The sequence below is a fragment of the Gemmiger sp. genome, assembly GCF_057431175.1.
Map to the genome: position 1 here is coordinate 186430 of NZ_DBMDDV010000001.1, position 13796 is coordinate 200225.

Annotated in this window: 11 protein-coding genes; 10 read left to right on the forward strand and 1 reads right to left on the reverse strand. The window is 60.1% G+C overall.

What is annotated here, in order from left to right; genetic code table 11:
- Positions 1–237 precede the first annotated feature (237 nt).
- The 5 genes from ACZO0A_RS00865 (at position 238) to ACZO0A_RS00885 (ending at position 5112) form a co-directional block, all read left to right on the forward strand.
- Positions 238–1566: a uracil-xanthine permease family protein gene (locus ACZO0A_RS00865; RefSeq protein ID WP_302376314.1), complete on the forward strand. Its 1329-nt coding sequence runs from the start codon at positions 238–240 to the stop codon at positions 1564–1566.
- A 120-nt stretch (positions 1567–1686) separates the two neighbouring features.
- Positions 1687–2040, forward strand: a complete 354-nt coding sequence (locus tag ACZO0A_RS00870; protein WP_215693778.1) for a hypothetical protein — start codon at positions 1687–1689, stop codon at positions 2038–2040.
- 326 nt (positions 2041–2366) lie between these two features.
- The gene (locus tag ACZO0A_RS00875; RefSeq protein WP_291211743.1) at positions 2367–2768 is read left to right on the forward strand and encodes an ArsR/SmtB family transcription factor; all 402 of its coding nucleotides are present in this window, start codon (positions 2367–2369) and stop codon (positions 2766–2768) included.
- 199 nt (positions 2769–2967) lie between these two features.
- Positions 2968–3183 carry a cation transporter gene (locus ACZO0A_RS00880; RefSeq protein ID WP_291211740.1) on the forward strand — a complete coding sequence of 72 codons (216 nt, stop codon included), beginning with the start codon at positions 2968–2970 and terminating at the stop codon, positions 3181–3183.
- A gap of 66 nt (positions 3184–3249) precedes the next feature.
- On the forward strand, positions 3250–5112 hold the full coding sequence (locus ACZO0A_RS00885; protein ID WP_302376313.1) for a heavy metal translocating P-type ATPase: 1863 nt from the start codon (positions 3250–3252) through the stop codon (positions 5110–5112).
- 87 nt (positions 5113–5199) lie between these two features.
- Here ACZO0A_RS00885 and ACZO0A_RS00890 read toward each other — a convergent pair whose 3' ends face one another.
- Positions 5200–5895 (reverse strand): M23 family metallopeptidase, encoded by a 696-nt coding sequence (locus ACZO0A_RS00890; RefSeq protein ID WP_302376312.1) that lies wholly within the window; start codon positions 5893–5895, stop codon positions 5200–5202.
- 293 nt (positions 5896–6188) lie between these two features.
- On the opposite strand from ACZO0A_RS00890, the gene ACZO0A_RS00895 reads away from it, so the two are divergent.
- From ACZO0A_RS00895 to ACZO0A_RS00915, 5 genes are all read left to right on the forward strand, one after another.
- A complete protein-coding gene (locus ACZO0A_RS00895; protein WP_291211731.1) occupies positions 6189–7802 on the forward strand; it encodes a peptide chain release factor 3 in 1614 nt (537 codons plus the stop codon).
- Between the two features lie 15 nt (positions 7803–7817).
- Complete coding sequence (locus tag ACZO0A_RS00900) at positions 7818–8702, forward strand: YitT family protein (protein ID WP_294719063.1); 885 nt, start codon at positions 7818–7820, stop codon at positions 8700–8702.
- A gap of 283 nt (positions 8703–8985) precedes the next feature.
- Positions 8986–10380, forward strand: a complete 1395-nt coding sequence (locus ACZO0A_RS00905) for a radical SAM protein (protein ID WP_302376308.1) — start codon at positions 8986–8988, stop codon at positions 10378–10380.
- Entirely contained in the window at positions 10380–11534 is a 1155-nt protein-coding gene (locus tag ACZO0A_RS00910) for a hypothetical protein (protein WP_302376306.1), read from the forward strand. The genes ACZO0A_RS00905 and ACZO0A_RS00910 overlap by 1 nt, the downstream gene beginning before the upstream one ends.
- Before the next feature lie 193 nt (positions 11535–11727).
- Entirely contained in the window at positions 11728–13782 is a 2055-nt protein-coding gene (locus ACZO0A_RS00915) for an AAA family ATPase (RefSeq protein WP_294720131.1), read from the forward strand.
- Positions 13783–13796: the final 14 nt, after the last annotated feature.

The following is a 13796-nucleotide window of genomic DNA, read 5'->3' on the forward strand; positions in this document are numbered from 1 at the left end:
AAAAAGATAGTAGGGGCTGGGCATACCCGGCCCGCGCGTGTAAGGCGGACGACCATTTGAGGGAAAGTTGCGGGCCGGGCGTGCCCGGCCCCTACATGACGACAAAATTTTCCCAACATCTTGCACTTTCCCGCTATTTCTGCTATCCTTATAGAGATAAGCAAGGGGGCTGTGGTTTTTGGGTAAAAAACGTTCAGTCTCCCTTTTTTGCGGCCATTGTGAGGAGGAATTTCATTTATGGCAGAAAAAATCGATTACTCGCAGGGCATCTATGATGCCAAACAGCTGGGCACGCCCAAGCTGCTGATCCTCGGCGCACAGCATATGTTCGCCATGTTCGGCGCTACCGTGCTGGTGCCGCTGCTGACCGGCCTGAGCGTCAGCACCACCCTGCTCTGCGCAGGTCTGGGCACGCTGCTGTTCCACTTCCTGTGCAAGGGCAAGGTCCCCGCGTTCCTGGGTTCCAGCTTCGCGTATCTGGGCGGCTTTACCATCGTGACCAACGGCGGTGCCAACCCGGAAAACCTTCCCTACGCCTGCGCGGCCGTGGCCCTGTCCGGCCTGGTCTATGTGCTGTTCAGCGCACTGATCTCCGCGTTCGGCATCCGCAAGATGATGAAGTTCTTCCCCCCGGTCGTCACCGGCCCCATCATCATCGCCATCGGTCTGATCCTGGCCCCCAGCGCCATCAACAACTGCCAGAGCAACTGGCTGCTGGCCTTCGTCGCGCTGGCAACCGTCATCGTCTGCAACATCTGGGGCAAGGGCATGGTCAAGATCCTGCCCATCCTCATCGGCGTGCTGGTTTCCTACGCCGTGGCGCTGGTCACCGGCGCAGTTGACTTCCAAGCCATCGGTGCTGCCGCCTGGTTCGGCATCCCCCTGCATAAGGATTCCATGGGTCTGTTCGCCATCGACGGCAGCGAGACCTTCATCAGCGCCGTGTTCACCATCGTGCCCATCGCGCTGGCAACCATGATGGAGCATATCGGCGATATTGCCGCTATCTCCGCCACCACCGGCAAGAACTACATCCGTGACCCGGGCCTGAACAAGACCCTGCTGGGCGACGGCCTTGCCACCGCCATGGCCGGCCTGCTGGGCGGCCCCGCCAACACCACCTACGGCGAGAACACCGGCGTTCTGGCGCTGACGAAGATTTATGATCCCCTCGTCATCCGCATTGCAGCTGTGTTTGCCATGATTCTGAGCTTCTGCCCGAAGTTTGAGGCCGTCATCAACACGATCCCTTCCGGCATCGTCGGCGGCATCAGCTTTGTGCTGTACGGCATGATCTCCGCCATCGGCGTGCGCAATGTTGTTGAGAACAAGGTCGATTTCACCAACTCCCGCAACCTGATCATCGCCGCCGTCATTCTGGTCAGCGCCCTGGGCTTCAACTCCGTGGGCGGCATCAGCTTTGGTCTGGGCAATGTCACCATCAACCTGTCCGGTCTGGCCATCGCCGCCATCGCCGGTATCCTGCTGAACGCCATCTTGCCTGGCAACGACTACGAGTTCGACGAGGGCAGCAACGAGCCTGAGTCCGCCAGCCTGCGCGTATGATAAACGACTGCCAGGCGGCGGGGTGAGGGTACCCCGCCCTACGACCAACCCAAATGTGCGGCGTAGGGCGGCATACCCACATACCGCCGCAGGCAGCACTTTACGGAAAGGAATGCTTCTATGACCGCTTCTGACTTCACCAACCTGCACCTGCAATACAAATCCGCCCAGGCTGACGGCGAGGTCCCTGCGGTCATTGAACATGACTTCCCGGGCGGACGGATGGTGGACCACTACTTTGTCACCCCCTCCCCTGCTTTCTGGGCTGACGAGGGCGTGCAAAGTCTCGACGGCGTGTCCGGCATCCTGTTTTTGCAGCAGCCCGACGGCGCGCCGTGGAAGATACTCGTCCATGAGCAGAGCATGATTAAAGAAGTTGTCTTTGACTTTCCCGAGGAAGAGTTCCGAAAAATGCTGGCCGACAACGGCGTGACCCTGCCCGGCGAGCCGGGCTTTGCCCCCATCACCGACTAAGGGCAACACCGCACAATTCCCGCCTGACGGCTTAAGCACCGCTCCGGCGGATCTCCGCGCCAAGAGCCGCCGCAAGCGGCGGTTGCGCTCCGAAGCGCCTCGCTGCGGCTCGGTGTGCGGTACGGCATCTGCGTTGCCAAAATGCTCGATAATACACAAAGTATTATCTGCGCTTTTGGCTTAGCAGCTGCCGCACCTCGCTCGCCGTATCGGCACTTAGAATTATGCGGTATTGCCCTGAGATTTCCCCCGGATGTGAGAATTTTCACATCCGGGGGATTTTTTTGTGTTTTTCTATTGACAAAGTGTATATTAGGATGTATCATATGAACAAACGAACATATGAAGGGATGATGACGGTGTCCGAGAACGAAATAACAGGCGAAAAGCTACCTGAAACCGCCCAGCTGGGTGAGGCCGACATCCGCCGCCTGCAGGATGACCTGCCCAATGACGAGGTGCTGTACGACCTGGCCGAACTGTTCCGGGTGTTCGGCGATTCAACGCGCATCAAAATTTTGTATGCACTGTTTGAGAGCGAGCTTTGCGTCAATGATATCGCCCAGGTCGTGGGTATCTCGCAGAGCGCTGTCAGCCACCAGCTGCGGCTGCTGAAAACCAGTAAGCTCGTCAAGTTCCGCCGTGAGGGCAAGGCCATGTATTATTCCCTGGATGATGACCACGTTCGCAGCATGATCGCACTGGGCATGGAGCATACGGAAGAGTAAAAAGCCTCCCCCTAGGGGGAAAAAGGTGGCCGAGGGCCGGATGAGGGGCGGCGTTTCGGCAGTGACCCGCCAACGAGTAATAACGGCAAGTTTGCCCCTCATCAGTCCGCTTCGCGGACAGCTTCCCCCTCAGGGGAAGCCTTTTAATCCAGTTACCCATATTAAAAAAATATTTATTTATACAAAGGAGTCCACCATCATGCAGAAGAAATTCAAGATCGAAGTCGATTGCGCAAACTGCGCTGCTAAAATCGAGACCGCTATCAAGGAACTGCCCGGTGTTAAGAACGCCAGCGTCAGCTTTATGGCCCAGAAGCTGCTGCTCGAGGCCGACGATGATAAGTTTGACGCCGTGCTGAAGGATGCCGTCAAGGTTGCGAAGAAGGTCGAGCCTGATTTCGAGATTGAGCTGTAAGTTTGCCCATAAAGCGGCCCATCCCGACGATGGGCCCTTTTTATACCCAAAATGGAGGTCATATCCATGACGAAGAAGCAAAAAAAGACACTGAAGCGCATTATCATCGCGGCGGTGCTCACGGCGGTGCTGGCGCTGCTGTTCCACTTTGCGGAGCTGCCCTGGTTCGTGCAGTTGGTGCTGTGGCTGGTGCCGTATCTGGTCATCGGCCACGATGTCCTGCGCAAGGCGTTCATGGGCATCAAGAGCGGCGAGGTCTTTGACGAGAACTTCCTGATGGCGGTCGCCACGGTGGGTGCCATGGGCTGCGGCGAGTATGCCGAGGGCGTGGCCGTTATGCTGTTCTACCAGATCGGGGAGCTGTTCCAGTCCTACGCCGTCGGCAAGAGCCGGGCGAGCATCTCGGCGCTGATGGATATTCGCCCCGACAGCGCGAACTTGGAGGCCGAGGACGGTACGGTTTCCGTCGTTGACCCTGACGACGTACCCATCGGTTCCACCATCGTCGTCAAGCCCGGCGAAAAGATCCCGCTGGACGGCGTGGTCCTCTCCGGTGAGTCCACGCTGAACACCGCCGCCCTGACCGGCGAGAGCCGCCCGCGCACTGTGCGCCCCGGCGATGAGGTCATCAGCGGCTGCGTGAACGCCGACAGTGTGCTGCGCGTCCGGACGACAAAAATTTACGACGAGTCCACCGTTGCGAAAATTCTCGACCTGGTGGAAAATTCCAGCCTGAAAAAGTCCCCCGTCGAGAACTTCATCACGAAGTTTGCCCGCTACTACACCCCCGCCGTCTGCATCGGCGCACTGGTGCTGGCCATTGTGCCGCCGCTGTTCCTGGGCGGCTGGCTTGACTGGATCATGCGTGCGCTGACCTTCCTGGTCATCAGCTGCCCCTGTGCGCTGGTCATTTCTATCCCCCTCACCTTCTTCGGCGGCATCGGCGGCGCGTCCAAGTGCGGCATCCTGGTCAAGGGCGGCAACTACCTCGAGGCCCTGTCCAAGACCGGCGTTGCCGTGTTTGACAAGACCGGCACCCTGACGAAGGGCGTTTTCAAAGTCACCCACACCGCCCCTGCTGACGGCGTGAGCGAGAAGGATCTGCTCGAGAGTGCCGCGCTGGCCGAGAGTTTTTCGAGCCATCCCATCAGCAAGAGCCTTCGCGAGGCCTGCCCCGACCTGGATGCCCGCCGCGCCTCTGACGCGCAGGAAATCGCGGGTCACGGCGTGAAAACGCAGGTCGATGGTCATACCGTGCTGGCCGGCAACGCCCGCCTGATGGAGAGCGAGGGCGTCACCTACACCGCCGCAGAGGGCGCAGGCACCATCGTCTACGTCGCCCGCGACGGACAGTTCCTCGGCTCCATCCTGATTTCCGACGAGGAAAAGCCCACGGCCAAGGCTGCCATGCAGGGCCTGCAGGCCCAGGGCGTGCGTACCGTCATGCTGACCGGCGACACCCCTGCGGTGGCTGAGTTGGTTGCGAAAGATTTGGGCATCGATGAGGTCCACGCGGGCCTGCTGCCCGCCGACAAGGTCGAGTGGGTCGAGAAGCTGCTTGGCCAGAAACCCGCAAAGAAAGAGCTTGCCTTCGTGGGAGACGGCATCAACGACGCGCCGGTGCTGATGCGTGCCGATATCGGCATTGCTATGGGTGCGCTGGGCAGTGATGCCGCCATCGAGGCCGCCGATGTTGTGCTGATGGACGACGACCCGGCAAAAATCAGCCTTGCCATGCGGATTTCCCGCAAGTGCATGACGATTGCCTACCAGAACATTGTGTTCGCGCTGGCAATCAAGGCGCTGTGCCTGATTCTGACCGCGCTGGGCATTACCAATATGTGGTGGGGCGTTTTTGCCGACGTCGGCGTCATGGTGCTGGCCGTGCTGAACGCGACGAGAATGCTGAATGTGAAGCAGTACCAGTAAAATTTGCATAAGAACAGGCGTGTGCCCGGTGTGGGTACACGCCTGTTTGGGTTTCGGGCAGTGGGGAACGGCTTTTGCCGTCTGCCATTACAGCAGCCCCTCCGGGTCGAGGTACGCACCATCCTTGATGCACTCCAAGTGCAAATGCGCCTCGCCGCTGGTTTCGGCGGGGACGCTCCCCGCCTTGCCGATTGCGGTGGCGGTCGTCACGCTGTCCCCGGCTTTGACTTCCGTGTCAGTCAGCCCGCAGTACCGCCAGGTCACACCGTTCTTGTCGGTGATTTCCACCACATACCCCCACAGTGCGTCCTCGGTTACGGAATCGACCTTGCCCGCCTTGGCCGGGTACACACTCTCCCCTGCCGGGGCAGCGTAGTCCGCGCCGTTGTGGGTGCGCCAGTCGCCCAGCGTCGCACTGTACACCAGTTCATCCCCGCTGAATGCTGCCAGCGGCTTGGCGTCCCAGATGCCAGGGGCTGCGGCCGTCTGCGCCGAGGCAGTGCTCTCGGCGGGTGGTGTGGTCGTGCGCGGTTCAGCCGTCGGTGCGGTGGTGGGCGCTGTCGTCGGCTTGGGCACATCCTGGGCGGGTTTGTCGATGGCCGTGTCCGGCTGCGTCCAGGTCGTGTCGTCCTGCAAAGCCTCCTTGCGGAGGCGCGTCAGGTCGGCCACGTTGCCCACGATACTGCGCAGTGCCAGAATGCCCGCCGCCGTGGCCGCAAACACCATAGCCAGACAGAACAGGTACAGCCCTTTTTCCTTAAAAAATTGCTTGATATGGTTCATCTTGCCCCATCCTTTTCTTGTGGAAATGTTGTGTATGCCGTTAGTTTGGGCCGCACGCGGCGCTTTATACACGGCATACGAAATACGTTTTGTATAATTGCAAAATATAATACAAATCGTTGCGCTGCGCCTGAAAATTTCCGTTGCATTTCCGCACAAAACCGTGTATTATATACTATTGGATTATTATAGAGGAGTGTGCCCCGATGTGACGACCTCATAATTTCGTTTTTGCCCGCCGGGCAAAAACACCACCAGATTTATTATCTATTATCTAAATCAAGGGAGTAATCATGGCATCATTGCGCGAAGAAATCGAATCCCGGCGCACATTTGCAATCATCTCGCACCCCGACGCCGGTAAAACCACACTGACCGAAAAACTGCTGCTCTACGGTGGGGCCATCCAGACCGCCGGCTCCGTCAAGGGCAAGCAGAGCGCCAAGCACGCGGTATCCGACTGGATGGATATTGAGAAGCAGCGTGGTATCTCGGTCACCTCATCTGTCCTGCAGTTCAACTACCAGGGCAAGTGCATCAACATTCTGGACACCCCGGGCCACCAGGACTTCAGTGAGGACACCTACCGCACCCTGATGGCGGCGGATTCCGCCGTCATGGTCATTGACGCCGCCAAGGGCGTTGAGGCCCAGACCATCAAGCTGTTCAAGGTCTGCACGCTGCGCCACATCCCGATTTTTACCTTCATCAACAAGATGGACCGCGAGGCCCGCGACCCGTTTGAACTGATGGAGAACATCGAGGAAATCCTCGGCATCAAGACCTACCCGATGAACTGGCCCATCAGCTGCGGCAAGGACTTCAAGGGCGTCTACGACCGCAACGCCAAGCGAGTGCTGGCCTTTGAGAGCGACGGCCGTGCCAACGGTGTGAAGATGGTGGACGAGGTCGAGGCCGAGCTGGGCGACGCCCGCCTGGACGACCTGATTGGTGCTGCCAACCATGAGAAGCTGGCTGAGGACATTGAGCTGCTGGACGGCGCGGCGGAAGAGTTCGACCTCAACGCCGTGCAGCACGGTGAGCTGTCCCCTGTGTTCTTCGGCTCGGCTTTGACGAACTTCGGTGTTGAGCCGTTCCTGAAAGAGTTCCTACGCCTGACCCCCACCCCGCTGCCCCGCAAGGACGCCGTGGGCGGCGAGCTGGTAGAGCCGTGCAGCGACCAGTTCAGCGGCTTTATCTTCAAGATTCAAGCTAACATGAACAAGAACCACCGCGACCGCATCGCATTCTTGCGCATCTGCTCCGGCAAGTTTGAGCGCGGCATGGAGGCTTTCCATGTGCAGGAGGGCAAGAATATCAAGCTCGCCACCGGCACCAGCCTGATGGCCGACGACCGCGCCATTGTCAGCGAGGCTTACGCGGGCGATATCATCGGCCTGTTCGACCCGGGTATCTTCTCCATCGGCGACACGCTCTGCACCGGCAAAAAGCACGTGCAGTTTGCGGGTATCCCGACCTTTGCGCCCGAGCATTTTGCCCGCGTGACCCAGGTGGATACGATGAAGCGCAAGCAGTTCGTCAAGGGCATGGAACAGATCGCCCAGGAGGGCGCGATCCAGATTTTCCGCGACCTCGGCTCCGGCATGGAGGAAGTCATTGTCGGTGTTGTCGGTGTGCTGCAGCTGGAAGTGTTGGAGTACCGCCTGAAAAACGAGTACAACGTCGATATCCGTATGCAGCAGCTGCCCTATGAGCATCTGCGCTGGGTGCTGAACGACCCCGACGAGCTGGACATTAAGCATCTGGACGTGACCAGCGACACCCGCGCCATTGAGGATATGAAGGGCAACCCGCTGCTGCTCTTCGGCAGTCCGTGGAGCATCAACTGGGCCGAGCAGCATAACGAAACGCTCAAGCTCTCCGAGTTCGGCAACCTGACGTTCTAAGGGGAGGCAGTTTTGATGCTGGCGCAGCTGAAAAAGCACCTGACCCCGCACGAACTGTGGGAGGATGCGAAGTTTTTCTTCCTGCTGAACCTGGGGCTTATCGCCACGGCCGTGGGTATTGCCGTTTTCAAAACGCCCAACCACTTTGCGTTCGGCGGCACGTCGGGTCTGTCCATCGTGCTGGCAACGCTGTTCCCCCGCTTCAACGTCGGCGCGTTCATGTGGTTTGTCAACGCCGCGCTGGTGCTGCTGGGGTTTGTCTTTCTGGGTATCAAGTCCATGGGCTGGACCATCTACTCATCCTTTGCGCTGTCGTTCTACGTCAGCCTGTGTGAGCGGCTTTACCCGCTGGACCACCCGCTGACGAACGATGTGTTTTTGGAACTGTGCTTCGCGGTCATCCTGTCCGCGGTAGGCGCGGCCATCGTCTTTAACATCGGCGCGTCCACCGGAGGCACCGACATTGTAGCGATGATTTTGAATAAGTACACCAGTATGCCGGTCGGCCGTGCGCTGATGGTCAGCGATGTGGGCATTGTGCTGGTGGGCGCGTATCTCTACGGCCCAGCCACCGGGCTGTACTGCATCCTGGGCATGATTTTAAAGAGCACCGTCGCTGACAGCGCGATTGAGAGTATCAATATGCGCAAGGTCTGCACGATCGTGACGTCAAACCCAACGCCGGTGCGTGATTTTATCGTGAACGACCTGCACCGATCGGCTACGATGGAGCAGGCCGAGGGTGCCTACACCCACGACGAAAAGTGGGTGCTGACCACCGTGTTGACCCGCGGCCAGGCGCAGAAGCTGCGCCTGTATGTGCGCGGCCTGGACGACCACGCGTTTATAACCATCGTCAACAGCAGCGAGATCGTAGGCAAGGGGTTTAGGGCGATTTGAACTCCAATGCCTTCTCCCCTGAGAGAAAGCGGCCCCGCAGGGCTGGATGAGGGGCGAGCTGCCCGCAAGAAATCGAAAGCGGTCAATAGGGCAGACCTGCCCCTCATCAGTCCGCTTCGCGGACAGCTTCCCCTTAGGGGGAAGCCTTTTAGGAAGCACCTATCTTCGGATGGGTGCTTTTTCTATTGTAACCAGGTTGTAATCACCCCCGAAATATGCTATACTTTTTATGCGTATCGTAAGCAACCTGTATAAGAAACTTGAACGAGGGGAACCTCTTTTTATGAGATATTCAAAACATTTGACCTACTCGGAACATATGTTCCTGCGCAGCCGGCTGAACCGGGTGCGGCATATCACACTGGACCCGGACGGCCCCGGTGTGGTGCGCATCCATATCGTGCCCTGCCATAAGCCCGACCACGAGACGCCGTTCACCGTGATTTTGAACGGCCAGGATATTCTGCCGCTGAACGTCAGCTGGGCCATTCTGCTGACCAACCTCATCGAGGCTTTAAAACCCTGTACCGGCAAAGAAATACGTCCTGAAGAATGGGCGGCCATCAACGCCCAGGCTGTGGCGGCCACCCGCAAAATTTACCGCAAGACCGAGTATGCGCAGATCGAGAGCGATTTGCAGCTGCTGGTGGACAGCCTGTGTACGATTGCCCGGGGCGGCGAGCCGCCGCTGACCGTGCAGCCCATGAGCCTGGCCGAGTACGCGCCCCGCATGGTGGCCCCCCACCGCATGGATCTGATGGTCAGCTCGATGGTCAAGGACGGCGCGTGGCACTGCAACCAGAAATGCCTGCACTGCTACGCCGCAAACCAGCCGCTTTCCGCCGTGCCGGAGCTGGACACAGACCAATGGCTGGCCGTGATTGAAAAATGCCGCAACGCGGGTATCCCGCAGCTGACCTTTACCGGCGGCGAGCCGACGCTGCGCCATGATTTGGTCAAGCTGGTGCAGGCTGCGCAGTGGTTCGTCACCCGGCTGAACACCAACGGTCGTATGCTGACCAGCATGATGTGCAAGGAACTCCACGAGGCCAGTCTCGACGCCGTGCAGATTACCTTCTACTCCGCCGACGCCGATATCCACAATGAGCTGGTGGGCGTGGACGGCTACAATGACACGTTGAACGGCATCAAAAACGCGCTGGCCGCCGGGCTGAATGTGAGCCTGAACACTCCGCTGTGCAGCCTGAACCGGGATTACCTGTCCACGGTCAAACTTGCCCACAAGCTGGGCATCCGCTACCTGACCTGCAGCGGGCTGATCCCTGCGGGCAACGCCGAAACTGCCGCCAGCCGCGCCGTGCGCCTGACGCCGGAGGAGCTGGAAGCAACGCTGCGCCCCGCCATGGAATACGCCGCCGCAAACGGTCTGGAAATCAACTTTACCAGCCCCGGCTGGCTCAGCGAGGATACGCTGCGCGGTTTAGGCTTTACCCAGATCCCCAGCTGTGGGGCCTGTCTGTCCAACATGGCGATTGCGCCGGACGGCACCGTGCTGCCCTGCCAGAGCTGGCTGACCGGCAAGGGCCTGGGGAACCTGCTGCGCACACCCTGGCAGCGCATCTGGCGCAGCGACGAATGCCGCGCCATCCGCGGGCAGAGCGCCAAAATGGAGCGCCGCTGCCAGCTGGGAGAAACCCCGATGCAGGAGGGCTGCTGATGAAAACGAGTGTTCTGCGCCGTCTGGCGCTTTTGTGGGCCGTCCTGCTGTGCGGCAGTCTGCTGGCTCTGCCCGCTGCGGCGGCCGAGGTGGACGCCCCCTACGCCGAGAGCGGCGACATGGATTATATCCGCAGCTACATCGTGACCGTGGATCCGAGGGAGGACGGCACGGCGGATATTACCTACGACATTGACTGGCAGGTCATTGACGGCGACGCCACCGACTATTTGAGCTGGGTCAAAATCGGCCTTGCCAATTCCAGCGTGGACGAGCTGACCCCGCTGACCGATACGATTTCCGACTTGCAGTATTCCAGCGACGGCGGCAGCTATGCCAAGGTCGTGTTCAGCCGCCGCTACTATGCCCCCGATGTGGCCGCGTCGAATGGCGGTGAGAGCAGCGTACATTTTGTGTTCAGCGTACATCAGAGCCACCTGTTCACACGAAATGACGACGGTACGGCAAACTTTAACTTTACGCCAGGCTGGTTCGACGATTTGAGCGTCGGGAATATGCAGGTGCGCTGGCGCAATTACGACGGTTTTGTGGCGGATAATACGGGCATGGACGGTGATTACCTGACCTGGGATTTCGGCGCGATGGGCCACGGCCAGGCGGCCAATGTCCATGTGACAGTACCCATTACGAACGCCGCCGCCTTTGACCCGGGGGCCGAGATGACCACCGACGACTACGACAGCGGTGAGGATTTAGAGGGAATCATCGTGCTGCTGGCGTCGGCTGTTGTTGTGCTGCTGGCGGTGGCAATCATCATCATTGCGGTGGCCTCCCAGTCCCCTGACTGGGGCGGCGGCTTCGGCAGCGATATCGACCCCGATGACTGGTTCTGGTACACCAACGGCGTACACACGATCCGCTGCGCCCGCAGCGCACCCCCGCCCACCGGCTACCACCGCACCGACCCGCCCCCGGAGTACCGCTCCGGCGGCGGCAAGACCCGCGGCGGCGGTGTGGGCCGCAACCACAGCAGCCATTCCAGCTGTGCGTCCAGCTGCGCCTGCGCGTGTGCATCCAGTTGTGCGTGTGCCTGCGCCTGTGCAGGTGGCGGCCGCGCCGGGTGCAGTGTGAAGGACTTCTACACGGTAAAAATCCCTAAGGCAACACCGCACAATTCCCACCTTACGGCTTAAGCACCGCTCCGGCGGCTGCGGCACGGCATCTGCGTTGCCAAAATGCTCGATAAGACATCCAGTATTATCTGCGCTTTTGGCTTAGCAGCTGCCGCACCTCGCTCGCCGTATCGGCACTTAGAATTATGCGGTATTGCCCTAAGAAAAATGCAGGGGCCGATGTCAGCATCGACCCGGAAATCGAGGATGGAAAATGAGCCTGGAAGATCAGTACGATGCCTGGGTCCGCGGCCTGATGGGCGGCGGCAAATACGCCGCCAATGAGCAGCAGGCCGAAGCTGCCAGCGATGCCGTGCAGCAGATGCAGGCCCAGCTGGAAGCCCTGAGCGCGGCCCAGAAACGCCAATCCGCCGCCAGCAGTGCGCTGGGCGCGGTGCAGAAAGCCGGTGCCGCCACCGCTGAGAATGTGCGCAAGATGAGCAGTGAGCTGACAAAGTCGCTGAAACAGGATGGCCTGCTGGGCGGCACGGTAGCCGCGCCCTCCCCTGCCCCGGCTGCCCACGGCAAGGCAGATTTTACCGGTGTGACGGATAAAATCAAAGCCCAGGTGCTGGGGCAGGATGCCTTCGTCTCGGCGCTGGTCAAGGCGTTCCGCCGCCCCTTTGTGCTGGGCACGGCGGAGGATACCACCCGCGCCCGCAGCGTGATGCTTCTGTGCGGTCCCAACGGCACCGGCCGCCACTACGCGCTGAAATGCGTGGTGGAAGAATTGACCGCCCGGGGCATCCTGCGCAGTGCGTCGATTGAGACGCTGGACTTGGCGCTCTACCCCGGCCCCGCGCAGGAGAAGCTGTTTTTACAGGATCTTTACGCGGCGCTGCAGTCCGATGCCGAGGTGCTGGCCTTTGAGCATTACGAGGGCTGCGCCGCCAACTATTTAAATATGCTGTCCACGCTGGCCATCGATGGTACGCTGGCGCTGTCCAGCCGGTACGTCTTGCAGCGCGGCATCCTTGTCGACGTCGGCACAGCGCTGGCCCCCGGGGCCATCGGCGAATTGCAGGCGGGCGGCAAATACTTTGTGTTCTACTCCAACAAGGGCGAGGCTGCGCTGGCGGACCACTTCGGCGCAAAGTTCGTGGATGCCGTCGCGGGCGATATCTGCCGCACCGAGGCGTTCACCCCCGATGCGCTGGCGGCTGTGGCCGCGCGGGAGTTGAATTTCCTCGTCAAACGCACCCGCAAGCAGTGCGGGCTGGCACTGTCCATGGGCGCGGATGTACGGGATCTGCTGGCAGCCCAGTACGGCAAGACCAGCGGTATGCAGGCCATGCGCGATTACTGCGAGACGGTCTACCGCGCCATTGCCGAGTATGTGCTGAATGCTGACGCTACACCCGCCGAGGGCACGCCTGCCGTGCTGACGGCGGTGGACGGCAAACTGTGCATGGCCGTGAACGGCGGCAAGGCCATTGACCTGCTGGCACTGCTGCCCCAGCAGTACCGCGGCGACGTGGATGCTGTGGAAGCCGAGCTGGACGGCATCATCGGCCTGGAGGAAATCAAAAATTATGTGCGGGATATCGCCAAAAACGTGCAGACCCAGCAGCGCCGCAAGGCCCAGGGCCTGAAGGTGGCCGAGGTCAATATGCACATGATCTTCACCGGCAACCCCGGCACCGGCAAAACGACGATTGCCCGCATTCTGGCGAAATATCTGAAAGCCATCGGCGCACTGCGCGGCGGCCAGCTGGTGGAAGTGACCCGTGCGGACCTGGTAGGCCGCTATGTGGGCCACACGGCCCCGCTGACGAACTCGGTCATCCAGAGCGCCCTGGGCGGTGTGCTGTTCATCGACGAAGCCTACGCCCTCTACCGCGGCGGTGAGGACAGCTTCGGGCTGGAAGCCATCGACACGCTGGTCAAGGGCATTGAGGATCACCGCGACGACCTGGTCGTCATTCTGGCGGGCTACACGAAGGAGATGCAGCTGTTTTTGAGCGCGAACTCCGGCCTTGCCAGCCGCTTTCCGAACCAGATCGAGTTCCCGGATTACTCGGGCGAGGAGCTGTATAAGATTCTGTGCTCGATTGCCAAGGGCAAGGGCTACACACTGGACGACGCCTGCAAGCTGCCGCTGGTGACCTACTTTGACCGCAAGCAGGTCGAGGACGCTGCCACCAACGGCAACGGCCGTATGGCGCGCAATACCTTGGAAAAAGCGATTTTGAACCAGTCCAAGCGGCTGGTGGCCGACCCGGATGCCAGCCTGGAACTGCTGCTGCCAGGGGATTTTGAGTTGGAATAAGGCAAAGTTGCAGG

What these genes read in the sequence shown, in the direction of transcription:
- ACZO0A_RS00915 (WP_294720131.1), top strand. Translation starts at nt 11,728, where the DNA reads ATGAGCCTGGAAGATCAGTACGATGCCTGGGTCCGCGGCCTGATGGGC.
- ACZO0A_RS00890 (WP_302376312.1), bottom strand. Translation starts at nt 5,895, where the DNA reads ATGAACCATATCAAGCAATTTTTTAAGGAAAAAGGGCTGTACCTGTTC.
- ACZO0A_RS00870 (WP_215693778.1), top strand. Translation starts at nt 1,687, where the DNA reads ATGACCGCTTCTGACTTCACCAACCTGCACCTGCAATACAAATCCGCC.
- ACZO0A_RS00905 (WP_302376308.1), top strand. Translation starts at nt 8,986, where the DNA reads ATGAGATATTCAAAACATTTGACCTACTCGGAACATATGTTCCTGCGC.
- ACZO0A_RS00865 (WP_302376314.1), top strand. Translation starts at nt 238, where the DNA reads ATGGCAGAAAAAATCGATTACTCGCAGGGCATCTATGATGCCAAACAG.
- ACZO0A_RS00875 (WP_291211743.1), top strand. Translation starts at nt 2,367, where the DNA reads ATGAACAAACGAACATATGAAGGGATGATGACGGTGTCCGAGAACGAA.
- ACZO0A_RS00895 (WP_291211731.1), top strand. Translation starts at nt 6,189, where the DNA reads ATGGCATCATTGCGCGAAGAAATCGAATCCCGGCGCACATTTGCAATC.
- ACZO0A_RS00880 (WP_291211740.1), top strand. Translation starts at nt 2,968, where the DNA reads ATGCAGAAGAAATTCAAGATCGAAGTCGATTGCGCAAACTGCGCTGCT.
- ACZO0A_RS00900 (WP_294719063.1), top strand. Translation starts at nt 7,818, where the DNA reads ATGCTGGCGCAGCTGAAAAAGCACCTGACCCCGCACGAACTGTGGGAG.
- ACZO0A_RS00910 (WP_302376306.1), top strand. Translation starts at nt 10,380, where the DNA reads ATGAAAACGAGTGTTCTGCGCCGTCTGGCGCTTTTGTGGGCCGTCCTG.
- ACZO0A_RS00885 (WP_302376313.1), top strand. Translation starts at nt 3,250, where the DNA reads ATGACGAAGAAGCAAAAAAAGACACTGAAGCGCATTATCATCGCGGCG.